The sequence below is a fragment of the Kitasatospora sp. CB01950 genome, assembly GCF_001905465.1.
Lineage (GTDB): Bacteria > Actinomycetota > Actinomycetes > Streptomycetales > Streptomycetaceae > Kitasatospora.
Map to the genome: position 1 here is coordinate 97,482 of NZ_LISX01000013.1, position 14,282 is coordinate 111,763.

General features: G+C 75.2%; 9 protein-coding genes. 6 read left to right on the forward strand and 3 right to left on the reverse strand.

Features of this window, described 5'->3' with window-relative positions; translation table 11 throughout:
• Positions 1-1,966 precede the first annotated feature (1,966 nt).
• The 4 genes from AMK19_RS36170 (at position 1,967) to AMK19_RS27235 (ending at position 9,170) form a co-directional block, all read left to right on the forward strand.
• The gene (locus tag AMK19_RS36170; protein WP_073816234.1) at positions 1,967-3,781 is read left to right on the forward strand and encodes a toxin glutamine deamidase domain-containing protein; all 1,815 of its coding nucleotides are present in this window, start codon (positions 1,967-1,969) and stop codon (positions 3,779-3,781) included.
• A 68-nt stretch (positions 3,782-3,849) separates the two neighbouring features.
• Positions 3,850-5,970, forward strand: coding sequence for an SUKH-4 family immunity protein (locus AMK19_RS27225; RefSeq protein ID WP_073816236.1), 2,121 nt, complete (start codon positions 3,850-3,852; stop codon positions 5,968-5,970).
• 43 nt (positions 5,971-6,013) lie between these two features.
• Positions 6,014-7,825, forward strand: a complete 1,812-nt coding sequence (locus tag AMK19_RS27230; protein ID WP_073816238.1) for a hypothetical protein — start codon at positions 6,014-6,016, stop codon at positions 7,823-7,825.
• A 58-nt stretch (positions 7,826-7,883) separates the two neighbouring features.
• Complete coding sequence (locus tag AMK19_RS27235) at positions 7,884-9,170, forward strand: SUKH-4 family immunity protein (protein WP_073816359.1); 1,287 nt, start codon at positions 7,884-7,886, stop codon at positions 9,168-9,170.
• 7 nt (positions 9,171-9,177) lie between these two features.
• Here AMK19_RS27235 and AMK19_RS27240 read toward each other — a convergent pair whose 3' ends face one another.
• Positions 9,178-9,876, reverse strand: coding sequence for a DUF6193 family natural product biosynthesis protein (locus AMK19_RS27240; protein ID WP_073816240.1), 699 nt, complete (start codon positions 9,874-9,876; stop codon positions 9,178-9,180).
• 74 nt (positions 9,877-9,950) lie between these two features.
• Complete coding sequence (locus AMK19_RS27245) at positions 9,951-11,324, reverse strand: NAD(P)-binding domain-containing protein (protein ID WP_073816242.1); 1,374 nt, start codon at positions 11,322-11,324, stop codon at positions 9,951-9,953.
• Between the two features lie 151 nt (positions 11,325-11,475).
• Here AMK19_RS27245 and AMK19_RS27250 point away from each other — a divergent pair, with 151 nt between their 5' ends.
• Positions 11,476-11,853 carry an ArsR/SmtB family transcription factor gene (locus AMK19_RS27250; protein WP_073816243.1) on the forward strand — a complete coding sequence of 126 codons (378 nt, stop codon included), beginning with the start codon at positions 11,476-11,478 and terminating at the stop codon, positions 11,851-11,853.
• Between the two features lie 7 nt (positions 11,854-11,860).
• Here the strand turns inward: AMK19_RS27250 and AMK19_RS27255 are convergent, their stop codons facing one another.
• Entirely contained in the window at positions 11,861-12,496 is a 636-nt protein-coding gene (locus tag AMK19_RS27255; protein ID WP_143200423.1) for a hypothetical protein, read from the reverse strand.
• Between the two features lie 338 nt (positions 12,497-12,834).
• On the opposite strand from AMK19_RS27255, the gene AMK19_RS27260 reads away from it, so the two are divergent.
• The gene (locus AMK19_RS27260) at positions 12,835-14,250 is read left to right on the forward strand and encodes a glycoside hydrolase family 6 protein (protein WP_073816247.1); all 1,416 of its coding nucleotides are present in this window, start codon (positions 12,835-12,837) and stop codon (positions 14,248-14,250) included.
• Positions 14,251-14,282 lie beyond the last annotated feature (32 nt).

A 14,282-nucleotide genomic window follows, 5' to 3' on the forward strand; every position in this document is an offset into this window, starting at 1 on the left:
TCGGCCTGCGGGTCATGAGGGTTCGCCGCACACAGGTGCCGATGGTGGGCGTCCGGCCGGGCACGAGGGTGCGCCGCATCGGCCGGATGCTGATGCGGGTCGGCCTGCGGGTCATGAGGGTTCGCCGCACACAGGTGCCGATGGTGGCCGCCCGGCCGGGAATGACGGGCCGTCGCATCGGCCTGAGCACGAGCCGCGGCCCGGGGACGGGCACCAGCCGCGGGTGGATCACGGGAGCCCGGCGCCCGGGCCGGTGCGCGGGGGCGACTCGCCGTCGGGTCCGTCGCACGGGGCTGACGGCGGCCGTCCGCACGACATTCCTGCGCCGCGTCCCGGGGAGACGCCGCATCATGAGCGGCCGGGTGTGGCGGTGGGTGAGCCTGGGCCTTCGGGTGGGGCGCCGGGTCCGCATCATGAGCGGCCGGGTGTGGCGGTGGGTGAGCCTGGGCCTTCGGGTGCGGCACTCGGTCCGCACCACGAGCAGGGTTCGGACGGGACGCAGCACGACGGTTCGGGCGGCAGTGGCATGCGACCGCCCGTCGGGTCCCCCGCCATGGCTGGGGGTGCGCCCCCGTTCCGGGGTGGCGAGCAGCGGAGCGACTCCGACTCCTCGACGCACAGTCAGGTTCCGCCGCGTCTGGACGTGGCCGGTCTCGGCGGGACGGCCACCGCTCCGCCGCCCCACGTGGGCACCGACCAGCGGCCGGGTGCCGGCGGCACCACGACGACCGGTCCGGACGGCACCGGCCCCGTGAGCGGGGGAGGTGTCGCGGGTAGCGGCATGCCGATGGGGGGCGGCGGGATGCCGACCGGCGGGGGTGCGCCGACCGGCGGCGCTCCGGCCGGCGGGGGCGGCGCGGGCCGTCCGACGTCCGGGCCGGGCACCACCCCGACGGTGCCGGGACAGGGCCACGGCCCCGACCGCCAAGGCCAACAGCCCACCGGAAACTCGACGTTCACGCCGCGCCCGGCGGCCGACCGCCCCGACACGAGCCGCCCCGGCGGCGGCCCGGACGGCGCTCGGCCGAACACGGGACGGCCGAACACGGGACGGCCGGACACGGCACGGCCTGATGCGGCACGCCCGGGCACGGGTCGCCCGGAGGGCGGGCGTCCTGATTCGGCGCGCCCCGACGGCGGACGTCCGGACTCAACTCGCCCGGAAACAGCACGGCCTGACAGCTCGCGTCCCGATCCAGGCCGTCCCGAAGGTGGGCGTCCTGACGGTGCGCGGCCGGATGGTGGTCGCCCCGACCAGGCGCGTCCTGATTCGGCGCGGCCGGATGGTGCACGTCCTGATTCGGCTCGCCCGGACGGTGGGCGTCCTGACGCTGCCCGCCCGGACGGTAGCCACCCCGCCGGTGGGCGTCCTGACACGGCGCGGCCGGACGGTTCGCGTCCCGATGGTGGGCGTCCTGATTCGGCTCGCCCGGACGGTGGGCAGCCGGGCGCGGCCCGCCCTGACGGCAACCACTCCGACTCGCCGCGGCCGGACGGTTCGCGGTCCGACTCGCCGCACCCGGACGGCGGGCGTCCTGACGCTGCCCGCCCGGACGGTAGCCACTCCGACGGTGGGCATCCGGACTCAACTCGCCCGGATGGTGGGCGTCCTGACGCTGCCCGCCCCGATGGCAACCACTCCGACACGGCGCGGCCGGATTCGAGTCGTCCGGACTCGGCGAACCCCGACGGCGCACGTCCCGACGCCGATCACCGTCCTGACGGCCACCGCCCCGAGACCGACCACCAGTCCGATGCCGATCACCGACCCGATGGCGAGGGTCCCGGCGGCGATCACCAGGCCGACGCCGACCACCGCCCCGACGCGGACAATTCGCACCAGGACGCCGCGCCCGACGGACACAGTCCGCGGCCGGACGGCGGGCTCGCGGACAGTCGGCCGTACGACACGCCGGGCGGGCTGGATCGGCCGGATCCGCAACATCAGGCGGATCTGGAGAGCCGGGTGCCGCGGAATCCGGACGGGACGCCGCAGCGGCATCCGGATCCGAACGGGGACTGGCCGGGGGCGGTCAACGGGGACGGGCACCGGGCGCCGGGGCGGGACAACAACTGCCTCGACGTGGCGCTGTCGACGGCGGACACCTACAGCGGCAATCCGACGGCCGCCGCGCCGCGCCGGGACGGCGGGCCGGAGGGTGAGCGGGGCGGCCGGGACCGGGCGGAGAACCAGCTCGGCGCGCCGTTCCGGGACATGGGCAACGGGGATCCGGCGTTCCGTCGGGTCGAGGACCAGTTGCGCAACGACGGGCACGGTTCGCAGGCGGTGATCATCACGCAGGACGCCGACGGGCGCGCCCACGCGTGGAACGTCGTCAACCACGACGGCAAGATCACCTACCTGGACAACCAGACCGGCCAGCGCAGCGACAAGCCGCTGCACAACGGTGACCACGGCGTGTTCGCGATCACCCTCGACCCGGACCGCCACCCCACCAACGACCACCCCACCAACAACCACCCCACCAACGACCCGCCGAAGAACGACCATTCGACCACCGACCGCCCGACCACCGACCACGACAGGACGGACCGGCGGCCGGAGGACCCGGCGGGCAAGAACAAGGCGGAGGACGAGCACGAGGACGGGGCGGCCAAGAAGAAGTCGAAGCACGACGGGGACGGGAACGGGAACGCCGAAGCGGGCCCGTCGCACAGCAACCCGGACGGCGACACGCCGAAGACCGACAAGGAGGTCGTCGACGAGCGCCGGAAGAACGACCCCGACCACCCGATCCACGAGCCGGCCCGCAGCGACGAGCACCTCGACCCGAAGGAAGGGACGAAGGACAAGCTCTACGGCGTCGAGCCGGACGCCAACCAGCAGAAGCTGCGCGACACCAACGACGTCCGCCAGCTCGACATGGAGAACGTCTACAACCGCCTGAACGAGTGGGCGGAGAACGGCGAACTCGGCGACGTGCTCGACAAGAGCAAGGCCGGCAACCCGAAGACGTTCAACCGCAAGGCGCTCGAGGACGCGCTGCCCGGGTTCAAGGACATGGACCCGGGTGAGCAGGGCGCCGCGGTCGCCGCCATGGGCCGGATGAGCGACGAATTCCACAAGAACCACGGCGTCGGCGCCAGCCCCGAGCCGATGTCGTACCCCTACAACGCCGACCCCCGGGTGCAGGGCAGCGCCCCGGGCGAGGCGGACACCTCCAGCCGCGGCGCCGTCGACCACTCCACGTCCAAGGGCGAGGCGGGACTGAAGCAGTCCGCGAACTACAACGACCTCCGCAGCGACATCAAGGAGACGTTCGGCAAGCGCAGCATCCAGGGCGCGGTCAAGGACGCCGCGCACCGGCCGGACCTCACCGGGCGCAACTACGCGGTGATCGAGGTGTACGACCCCAGGACGAAGCAGGTCAGTTTCGTGGTGGACAGCTCGGTGCCGCCCAGCACCCCGCGCGCCGGGATCACGCCGCTGCACTCCGAGACGCACCTCGGCGGCTGGATGGACCACCTGAAGGCGACCCGCGACCAGAAGGACCAGCCGGAGGTGCTCAGCCTGTACACCGAGCGCGAGCCCTGCGGCATCGGCCCAGGTCACGCGGACTGCTCCGGCTATCTGTCGCGTGAACAGACCGGCGTGCCGGTCTACTATGCGACCGGGTACCGCAAGGGCGCGGGTGTCGACGTGGAGGTGCCCCAGGGCGAGCTGACGCCCAAGCAGAAGATGGAGCGGGACTTCGGCGACCACGTGGCCGAGGTCGGCCGGGCCTGGATGGAGATGGAGAAGAAGCGCCAGGGCCTGTGAGCCCGGGGGCCGCTCCGGCCCACCGCAGCGACGAACGACCATGAGCCAGTGAGCAAGGGAGTGGCCGGATGACCGGGCGCGACGAGACGGCGGTGGCGGCGGCGATCGCCGCCGCCACCGAACGACTGCAGGGCGGCAGCCGGGGCCGGCTCCACGTGACCGGCCCGGCCGGCAGCGGCAAGAGCGCGGTGCTCGCCGGGATCGCCGAGGCGTTCCCGGACGCCGTCGTGATCGACGCCGCCGACCGCGGCGCCGACTCCGTCGCGCAGGAACTCGTCGACCGCACCGGCGCGTTGCGGCGACGCGGCTACGGCACCCTGTCCGACCTGGAACGGGCGCTGCGCCGCGACCGGACACCCCGCACCGTGCTGCTCGCCAACACCCAGCGGGCCGGCACGCTGTCCTGCGGCGGCGGGGCCGAGCGCCTGCGGGCCGTCGTCGCCGCGCTCACCACCCCCGCCGAGGAGGGCCGGCTGCAACTGGTCGTCGAACAGGCGCAGCCCCCCGCGCCGCCCGCCGCCGAACCCACCGGGTACTGGCTGGAGGTCCTCCGACTGCCGGGCGGCACCGGCCCGGAGGAACTGGCGGCGCTGACCTCGGCCGTCCCCCCGCAGACCCTGGCCGCCCTGCGGGCGCTGGCCAACGCCCAGCTGCGCCGGGTGCCGGTGGCCGCCTGGGCCGAGCTGTGCCGGGCCGCGGACGTCCCCGTGACGGAGGCCGACCTGCTGGCGCTGCCCGCCGAGCCGCTGGTCCGGGCGGCGGACGGCACGGTCGGCCTCGAACGGCCCGCGCTGGTCGAGGAGTTGCGCTACACCCCGGCCGAGGCCGCCGCGTTCCACGCCCGGATGACGGAGCACCTGCTCGCCGCCGACCTGACCGACCCGTGGGCCGCCCGTTCGCTGCCCGGCCACGCCGTCGAGGCCGGACGCTTCGACGACCTGCTCGACGACCCGCGCGCCCTGGCGCACGTCCCGCAGGACGCGCTGGTGGAGGCCCTGCGCGTCGCGTACGCCGACGGGCAGTTCCGGTACGGCACGCACGCGGCCGCGCTGCGCTACCTCCTCGGCTACGGTCTGGCCGGCGCGCCGCACGGCGAGTGGATCGCCCGGCTCGCGCACGACGCCCACACTCGGGGCCAGGCCGAGCGCGCCGAGGCCCTCGCCGCCGCGTGCCCCGAGCCGTTGACGTTCCGCACGGTGTGGTCCCGGTGGAGCCCCCCCGGCGCGTTCACCCCCCGCACCGAGCCCTGGCACACCGAGGAGATCGACCGGGTGTACGCCGCCGAACTCCGGGGCACGCCCGTGGCGGTCACCGAGGACGAGGAGGAGAACGCCTTCGTCAGCGACGCCGCCACCGGCCGCCCGATCGGCGCAGCGGACGGCCGACTCACGCCCGTCGAAGCCGAGTTGACGGTCAAGGCGGGACGCGGCTACGCCACCGTCCTGGACGGCCCGGACGGCGCGCCGCTCGGACTGTTCCACCACCCCGACGCGCAGACCTGCGGTGCGGTCGGCGACCTGCTGGTGGTGGCCGGCGACCGGGGCGTCTACGCCGTCCGACCCGACGTCGAGCTGCTGCGCGACGCGCCCGAGCACCGACTCGTCCCGCTGGTCGGCCTGTTCGGCCGCCAAATGCCCCGCCGCTACGACCCGGCCGAACAGCCCGACCTCCGGCAGCTGCTCGAACAGGCATTCGGCGCAGGGAAGTTGCACCGGATCGACACCGTCCCCGACGGCATCACCCACGGCCCGACCCGCGACCTGCTCGCCACCGTCGGCCTGCCCGCCGTCGACAGCCCCACCGGCTACTGGCTCACCCCCGACGACGGACTGCCCGCCCGCCCCTGGCCCGACGGCGTCGAACGGGCCGGCACCGGCCCCTACCACCTGCTCGGCGGCTGGCTCGGCGCCGACCTGGTGCTCGACGGCAGCGACGGCCGGGTGCTGCGGATGATGCCCGCCCACTGGCCCGCCACCACCCGCCCCCGCGACCCCCTGATCGGCACCACCCTCGAACGCTTCCTCACCATGATCGCCCTCCAGGCCCAGTACCTGACGGTCTACTGGCCCCGCGAGGCCGACAGCCTCGACCTGCTGACCGAACTCCGCACCCGCGTCGCCGGAATCGACCCCGACGCCGCCGCCACCGACAGCTGGCAGCACGTCCTCGAACCCGACACCTGGGCCTGAGCCTCCCCGCCGCCTCCCCTCCCCCCGACCGGAGAGACCCGAAGTGACCGACACCACCGTCGCCCACCAGCCCCACCCCCACCTCGGCGGCCGGGCGGCAGCGCTGCGCACCCTGGCGGCCTGGCGGGCCGGCACGGCCGACGCACCGCGCACGGTGCTGATCACCGGCGACAGCGGCAGCGGCCGCACCCGGCTGCTGACCGCCTTCCTGATGCTCAGCGACCCCGCCCACCGCGACCGCCTCGACCTCGCCGCCCTCGACCCGGCCACCGTCCCGCCCGCCGACCTCCCCGCACCGCCCGTCCTCGACGCCACCGGCCTCACCGCCGTCCAACTGCGCTGGCTGCTCGCCGACACCTTCGCCCCCGGCACCGACCGGGCCGAGCGGCTGCCCGCCGTGCTCGCCGGACTCGGCACCCCCGAGCAGCCGCAGGCCGTGGTCGTCGCCGACATCGACCGGGCCGGCCTGCTCACCGGCACCGACGAGCCCGCCAGAGTCACCACCGAGGTGCTGCTGCCCCTCGCCCTCAACCCCGGCGTCCGCCTGCTCGCCGACCTGCCCCGCGCCGAGGCCGAACGCCTCGCCGGCGACGTCCCCGCCGACCAGCTGCAGATCCTCGACCTCGACCGGGACCCCTGGCGCGACCCCGACGCCCTGCTCCGACAGGCCGAACTCGCCCTCCCCGAACCCACCGTGGCCCGCCAGCTCGCCGCCGTCGCCGACACCCCGCTGGTGGTCCGACTGGCCGGCTGGTCCGTCCAGGCCCGCCCCGGCAGCCCGCTGCCGCTGCCCCGCAGCGCCGGCGACGCCCTCGACCTGCACGCCGAACGCTGCGGCAGCGACGAACTCACCCTGCGCCGCCTGCTCGCCCCCCTCGCCCTCGCCGGCCCCGGCCAACCCCTCCCGTTCGACCTGTGGGCCCCCGTCGCCTCCGCCGTCGCCGGCAAGGACCTCGGCCCCGCCCTGGCCGGCGGACGCGACCTGCTGCTGCCGTTCTTCGACCTCGCCACCACCGGCGACGGCACACCCGGCGCCCGCATCGTCCACCCCGCCGTCGCCGACGAGATCCGCGAACGCCTCGGCCGCACCGCCCGCGAAGTCCACCGCCGCATCGCCACCGCCCTGCTCGCCACCCTCCCCGGCGACACCCCCCGACGCTGGGCCGACGCCACCGGCTACCTCCGCGAGCAACTCCCCGGACACGCCCTGCACGGCGGCCTGCTCGACGGACTCCTCACCGACCCCGGCTTCCTGCTGCACGCCGAACAGCACCGCCTGCGCGCCGCCGTCGACCTCCTCGCCGCCGAAGGCACCCCGCTGCCGCCGCTCGGCCGCACCTGGCTGCGCCTCGCCCCGCTCTTCGCCCGCCAGGAACTCGGCGTCGAACTGCGCGCCGCGCTGCTCGACCACGCCGCCCGCCAGGACGGCCTCCCCGGCCTCGACACCACCGGCCTCGACGTGCCCTGGCGCACCCTGTGGGCCCGCCCGCTCACCGGCGTCGGCGCCGTCACCGCCGCCGTCCGGCCCGACGGCGGCCAGCTGCTGATCGCCCACCGACCCGGCCAGGAACCGGAGTTGGCGGCCTACGACGCCCGCACCGGCGAGATCGACCACACCGACCCCGAGCGGCTCGCCCGCCCCGACGGCGACCAGCGCGCCGCCGGCGCCCTCGCGCTCTCCACCGGCAGCGACTACGTCCGGCTCTGGCAGCGCAACCCCGACGGCACCGTCACCGGGCCGATCGCCGCGTTCCTGTCCGCCGCACCCCTGGCCGGCGCCGACCTCACCACCGACGGGCTGCTGCTGATCGCCGACGCCCACGGCGTCGCCGCGCTGCAACCGGCCGGACAGTGACCGGAACCCGTCCATTACTGTGAACACCGACCAACCGGCCCCGAAGGAGAACGACCGCGTGACGACCCGTGAGCAGGCCATCGAGGCGGCCCACCAGTGGATCAACGGCGCCCGGCCCGAGGACCAGTGGCACCGGATCGGCGTGCACGAGTTCGACCTCGGCTGGGTACTGTGGCCGGTCCCCGGCGCCGAACCCGAGCAGCCCGTCGGCGAGCGCCGCGCACCCGCCGAGATCGGCACCGCCTGCGCCGTCGTCGACCGGGAGACCGGCGAACTCACCCACTGGCCCTCGGTGCCCGTCGACGAGGTCGTCCAGCTCTACCGCGACAAGCTCGGCGCCGGCAGCCACGACCCGTCCCGCCCGCCGGTGGTCGGCCCCGGCAACTCCGTCGTCCTCACCTACCGCGACGCCGCCGGCGAACAGCAGAGCCTGTTCCAGCTCTCCGCGCCCGGCGAGGGCCACCCCGAGGTCCGCGCCTGGCGCACCCTCCAGCAGCAGGGCGTCCGCCCCCAGGACGTGCTGTCCGTCTACACCGACCTGCGGCCCTGCGAACTGCCCGGCGGCTACTGCGCGCCCGTGCTGCTCGCCGAACTCCCCGCCGCCACCTTCGACTACGGCCACGCCTACGGCCCGCGCTACGACCGCCGTGCCGCCGCCGTCCGCGCCCTCGCCGACGCCACCGAGGACAGCTTCCGCCGCGCCGGCCGCCCCGCGCCGCCCCGGCCCAACCGGATCCCGTTCCCGCGCGCGGTGCCCGCCGCCGCCCCCGAGAGCGACAGCGCGCTGGGCGCCCGGCTGGCGGAGCAGTTCGGCACCGTCCACCGGCTCGCCGGCGACACCCCCGCCGCGCTGCCCGCCGCCACCGCCGCGACCCTCGCCGAGGCCGGACTGCCCGCCGACGTCCCCGCGTTCTTCCACCACCTGCCCGGTCTGCCCACCGTCGCCGACCACCTCGCCGCCACCGGCGGGGGCACCCGCGCCCCCGAGCGGGCCCGCGCCCTGCTCGCCCAGTACCTGGTGCTCGGCGACGACGGCCACGCCCTGATCGCCGTCCAGTGCGGCGACGGCGGCACCGGCACCGGCGCGGGCCTCGGCCGGATCTGGGCCGTCGACCCCGACACCGGCACCGGCCGCTACCTCAACACCTCGCTCAACGCCCACCTCCGCTGCCTGTCCCTCCTCGCCGCCCGCCACCCCGCGCTCCGCGGCCTCGACCCGCAGCCCGCCGGCCTCGCCGTCGACGCCCTCCAGCGCGACCTGGCCGCCCTCGACCCCACGGTCTTCGGCGACCCCGAGAACTGGTGGGCCGTCATCGTGGAACAGCTGTGGGACGGGCTGCTCTGACGGGCCGTCAGTAGCCCGGCGGGAGGCCCTCCAGCACCAGCGCGACGGCCTCCTCGACGGTGGCGACCTCGACGGTGTCGCCGCCCCTGCGGCTCCGGACCAGGAAGCTCCCGTCGTGCCGCGGCTCGATGGATCCGCCGATCTTCCGGTGGTCCGGCGGCGGCGTGGCGGAGAACCACAGCATGTAGTGGCTGGTCACGGGTGCCAGTCGGCGCAGGCGGGGTTCGGCGAAGGCGGCCTCGAACATCGTCCGGAAGTTCGGCGGGTAGCGCCCGATCAGCCGGGTGTCGAAGTGGCCGAGCCGATGACGCCAGGCCAGCTCCACCCCGTCGAGGGGTTCGCGCTCGTGCGCGAACGCCCAGTCGTGGACGATCAGGAACGGTGCGACGCCCCGGACGGCCGCGAGGTCGGCGCCCGCCTGCCAGGCCGCCACGGCACGCACCGCCCCGGCGAGGTTCGGCGCGTGGCCGTTGGCGAGGGTCGCTCCGGCGCGCCGCAAGGAGACAGCGGGCCTCGCCCTGGACACCCAGGTGCGGATCCAGGCGCGGTCGCCGGTGCCTTGGTCGAGGAAATCGGCGCCGCTCTGGCTGAGCCGGTCCGGCGCGGGCAGCGTCAGGCCGAGGCCGGCGGCCGTCCGGTCGAGTTCGGCGCCGAAGGCGGCTGCGGCGGCTGCGGCGGCTGCCGGCTCGGCCGGTGTGTACGTCACGGAGGGCAGTGTAGGGCTTCAACTGCCCACGCGGGACAGTCCGTCGGGGGGTCGGCAACCGGTCCCGGAGCGGGTCAGCAGCCTCCGCCGGTGGTGGAGCAGGAAGCCGCGGCGGAGGGTGCGCCGAGGGTGATCAACTGCGGCGCGGGGGCGCCGCAGCACTCGGCGGACTGCGGCTGGGCGGGGGCGTCGTAGAGGCCGGCTCCGCCGCAGACGCCGGTCTCGGGGAGGGTGAGTTCGACGCGGGCGGCGGCTTCGTGGTCGCCGGCGAGGGCGGCGGCGACGGAGCGGACCTGCTCGAAGCCGGTCATGGCGAGGAAGGTCGGGGCGCGGCCGTAGGACTTCGCGCCGACGAGGTAGACGTCCTTCTCGGGGTGGCCGAGCTCGGCGGCGCCGTGGGGGTAGACGGTGCCGCAGGAGTGCTGGTTGGGGTCGATCAGCGGGGCGAGGGCGGTCGGGGCCTGGAGGCGGTCGTCGAGGCCGAGGCGCAGTTCGGTGAGGAAGGACAGGTCCGGTCGAAGGCCCGTCAGGACGACGACCTGGTCCACGGGTTCGCTGCTGCGGCCGTCTTCGGCGACCAGGACGAGGCGGCCGTCGGCGGCGGGTTCGAGGGCGGTGGTGCGGAAACCGGTGAGGGCGGTGGCCCGGCCGTCCTCGACGGCGGCCCTGGCGCGCAGGCCGAGGGCGCCGCGGGCGGGGAGCTGGTCGGCGCTGCCGCCGCCGTAGGTGGAGCCGGTGATGCCCCGGCGCAGCACCCACACGGCGTGGGTGCCGGGTTCGGCCTCGGCGAGGTCGGCGAGTGCGGCCAGCGCGGTGAACGCGGAGGCGCCGGTGCCGACGACGGCGGTGCGCTTCCCCGCGTACCGGGCGCGGACGGCGGTGTCGTTCAGGTCCGGCATGCGGTAGGCGACGCGGCCGGCGGCGGCGCGTTCGCCGAGGGCCGGGAGGCCGTTCGCGCCGAGCGGGTTGGGGGTGGCCCAGGTGCCGGAGGCGTCGACGACGGCGCGCGCGAGGACGCGCTCCTCGGTGCCGTCGGGGTGCTCGACGTGGACGGTGAAGGGCTGCTCGTCGCGGCCCGCGTCGACGATGCGGTCGCGTCCGGCGCGGGCCACGCCGGTGACGCGGGAGTGGTAGCGGACCCGGTCGCCGAGGGCGTCGGCGAGCGGCTGGAGGTAGCGGCCGACCCAGTCGCCGCCGGTCGGACAGGCGGTCGGGTCGGGCCGGGTCCAGCCGGTGGGGGCGAGGAGCTTCTCGGCGGCGGGGTCGACGACCTCGGACCAGGTGGAGAACAGCGGCACGTGCGACCACTCGCGCACGGCGGTGGCCGCGGACGGTCCGGCTTCGAGGAGCAGCGGCTCGATGCCGCGCTCCAGCAGGTGAGCGGCGGCGGCCAGGCCGATCGGGCCGGCGCCGACGACGAGGACGGGCAGGCCGGTGTCGGAGGTCATGGCGGATCTCTCCCCTTCGTGCCGGGCGGTGCGGCCCCGGGGCCGAGTCGCCTGATTCGACACATGTCGATGTGCTGGTGCCTTCGACCTTGCCCACTGGTTCGACAGATGTCAATATTGATGCATGTCGAATTCAAGGGCCGAGCTGCCGATGGTCGGGCTGCCGGTGGTCGAGCTGCCGACGGCCGAGCTGCCGACGGCCGAGCCGGAGAGCGCGCCGTGCTGTCCGCCGCTGGTGTCGGCCGAGCTGTCCGAGGCGGACGCGGTGCGGATGGCGGCGATGTTCAAGGCGCTCGGCGACCCGGTGCGGTTGCGGCTGTTCTCGAAGGTCGCCTCGCACGAGGGCGGCGAGGCCTGCGTGTGCGACATCCAGGACGTCGGCGTCTCCCAGCCCACCGTCTCCCACCACTTGAAGAAGCTGCGCGAGGCCGGCCTGCTCAGTTCGGAGCGACGTGGAACCTGGGTGTACTACCGGGTCGCCCCGTCCGTGCTCGCCGCGATGGCCGCCCTGCTCGACCTGAACCGCTGATACAGCGTCAACTCTGTTCTGCCGCAGGCGACTTCCGTGCGGTGGCGAGGTGCTTGCGGATGCGGTCGATCGCCCAGCCGGTGAGCGGCACGACCATCAGCGCACCGGTCGTGTCGTCGATCCAGATCGTCCAGCGCTGGTTGGCGGCGCCCGGGAGAGTGCCGAGTTGCGGGCCGACATGGCCGACCGGGTCGGTGGTGACGGTGACGGTCTGGCCGACGCGGAAGGAGGAGCCCAGGTTGCCGTCGACGGTGCCGGTGAGGGGCGGGCCGTCCAGGGCCTCCAGGGTGAGGCGCGGGTAGCTGGAGTTGTTGGCGTCGAACTCGGTGGTGACGCGGGTGACGCGGGCGTGCTGTTCCAGGCCGTGGTCGCGCAGCGCCCGGACGTCCAGCAGGTGGCCGTGGGCGATCAGCATGACGACGGCGAGGACGGCGAGGACGACCATCCAGCCGGTGGGGTCGTCCCGGTTGGACGACCAGGCGGCGAGGAGCAGGACCAGGGCGGTGATCAGTACGGCAGGGGCGACGAGCTGGAGGCTGAACCGGTAGGAGAACGCGGCCAGTTCACGTATCCCGAAGTACGCCGCCGCCCAGATCAGCGCCGCCAGCGCCACACTCCCGACCGCCCGCCCCGCTGTGCGCATCGTCCGCCTCCCCGGTGTGTCCGCACCTGACGGGTCCACCGTACGCGGCGCGACCGGCGGTGCGACAGAAAGTTACAGGCGGGCCTGCGGGGGCGCGAAGGCCCCGGGCGACGGTAAGGGCGCAGGTCGGGGTGGGGGAGAAGACGTCAACGGCGGGCGGCGCGAGGGGAGTCGGCGATGTGTGCGGCCTGCCGCCGGAGGGCGGGCGGCCGCTACCATCGGCCGAGCCGCTACGGGAGCGCTCCCACGCTCCGTTCCCCGCTGCGGCGCAGGTCGGCCCGCCCCCGCCAGGGCGGGCGTCCATCCTCTCCCACCCGAGAGCACCCCCGGAGGACACCGTGCACACCCCCGACCCCCGCCGGCGCAGCACCGTCCCACCGCGCCCCGCAGGCCGCCCCTCCCGGCGGGCGGCCGCGCTCGCGCTCGCCGCCACGACCGTCGCGCTCGGACTGGTCGTCGGCCTGAACGGTGGCGCCGACGCCGCCGTGCAGGGCAGCCTGCCCGCCGGCACCCAGTTCTACCGGGACCCGGCCTCGCAGGCCGTCAAGTGGGTGGCCGCCAACCCGGGCGACTCCCGGACGCCGGTGATCTCCAAGCGGATCGCCAGCCAGCCGCAGGGCATCTGGTTCAGCAACTACCGCCCCGCGACCGTCACTTCGGACGTTCGCGCGGTCACGGCGGCCGCCGAGCAGGCCGGACAGACCCCGGTGCTGGTCGCCTACGCGATCCCCAACCGGGACTGCGGCGGCGCGTCCGCCGGCGGCGCGCCCGACCTCGCCTCGTACGACGCCTGGGCCACCAAGTTCGCGGCAGGGCTGGGCAGTTCGCGCTCCATCGTGATCCTCGAACCGGACTCGATCGCGCTCACCACGTGCCTCGGTGCCCAGCAGCAGAGCGACCGCTTCGCCTCCCTGTCGCGCGCCGTCACCGCCATCCACGCCGCCGGCCCCAACGCCAAGGTGTACCTGGACGGCGGGCACTCCACCTGGAACTCCGCGAGCGAGCAGGCGAGCCGGCTGCGCAGCGCGGGCGTGCTGAACGCCGACGGCTTCTTCACCAACGTCTCCAACTTCAACGCCACCTCGGGCGAGACCGCGTTCGCCCGCAACGTGCTCTCCGCGCTCGGCAACCCCGGCAACCTGCACGCCGTCGTCGACACCAGCCGCAACGGCAACGGCCCCGCCGGCAGCACCTGGTGCGACCCGTCCGGGCGGGCCATCGGCAACTACCCGACGGCCAGCACCGGGGACAGCGCGATCGACGCCTTCCTGTGGATCAAGCCCCCGGGCGAGGCGGACGGCTGCGCGGCGACCGCCGGGACGTTCGTCCCCGACATCGCCTACCAGCTGGCGGCGAACGCACCCGACCCGAGCAGCCCGCCGAGCTCCCAGCCGCCGACGTCGCAGCCGCCGACGTCGCAGCCGCCGAGCGGTGGGGCGTCGTGCTCGGTCGCTTACCGGGCCAACTCGTGGAGCGGGGGCTTCACCGCCGACATCACGGTGAAGAACACCGGCAGCACCACCATCTCCGGCTGGAAGCTCGCCTGGACCTTCCCCGGCGACCAGAAGATCACCAGCGCCTGGAACGCCACCGTCGCCCAGAGCGGGGCCGCCGTCACCGCCACCGACCAGGGCTACAACGGGACCCTGGCGGCCGGCGCGTCCACCGCGTTCGGATTCCAGGGCACGTACGGCAGCAACAACACCGCCCCGAGCGCGTTCACCGTGAACGGGTCGGCCTGCGCCACGTCCTGACCCGCCCCTCCCCGGTCCCGTCGCCCCCAACC

Excerpts from the sequence above, each read along its gene's own strand:
- AMK19_RS27225 (WP_073816236.1), top strand. The coding sequence starts at position 3,850 with ATGACCGGGCGCGACGAGACGGCGGTGGCGGCGGCGATCGCCGCCGCC.
- AMK19_RS27245 (WP_073816242.1), bottom strand. The coding sequence starts at position 11,324 with ATGACCTCCGACACCGGCCTGCCCGTCCTCGTCGTCGGCGCCGGCCCG.
- AMK19_RS27250 (WP_073816243.1), top strand. The coding sequence starts at position 11,476 with ATGGTCGGGCTGCCGGTGGTCGAGCTGCCGACGGCCGAGCTGCCGACG.
- AMK19_RS27255 (WP_143200423.1), bottom strand. The coding sequence starts at position 12,496 with ATGCGCACAGCGGGGCGGGCGGTCGGGAGTGTGGCGCTGGCGGCGCTG.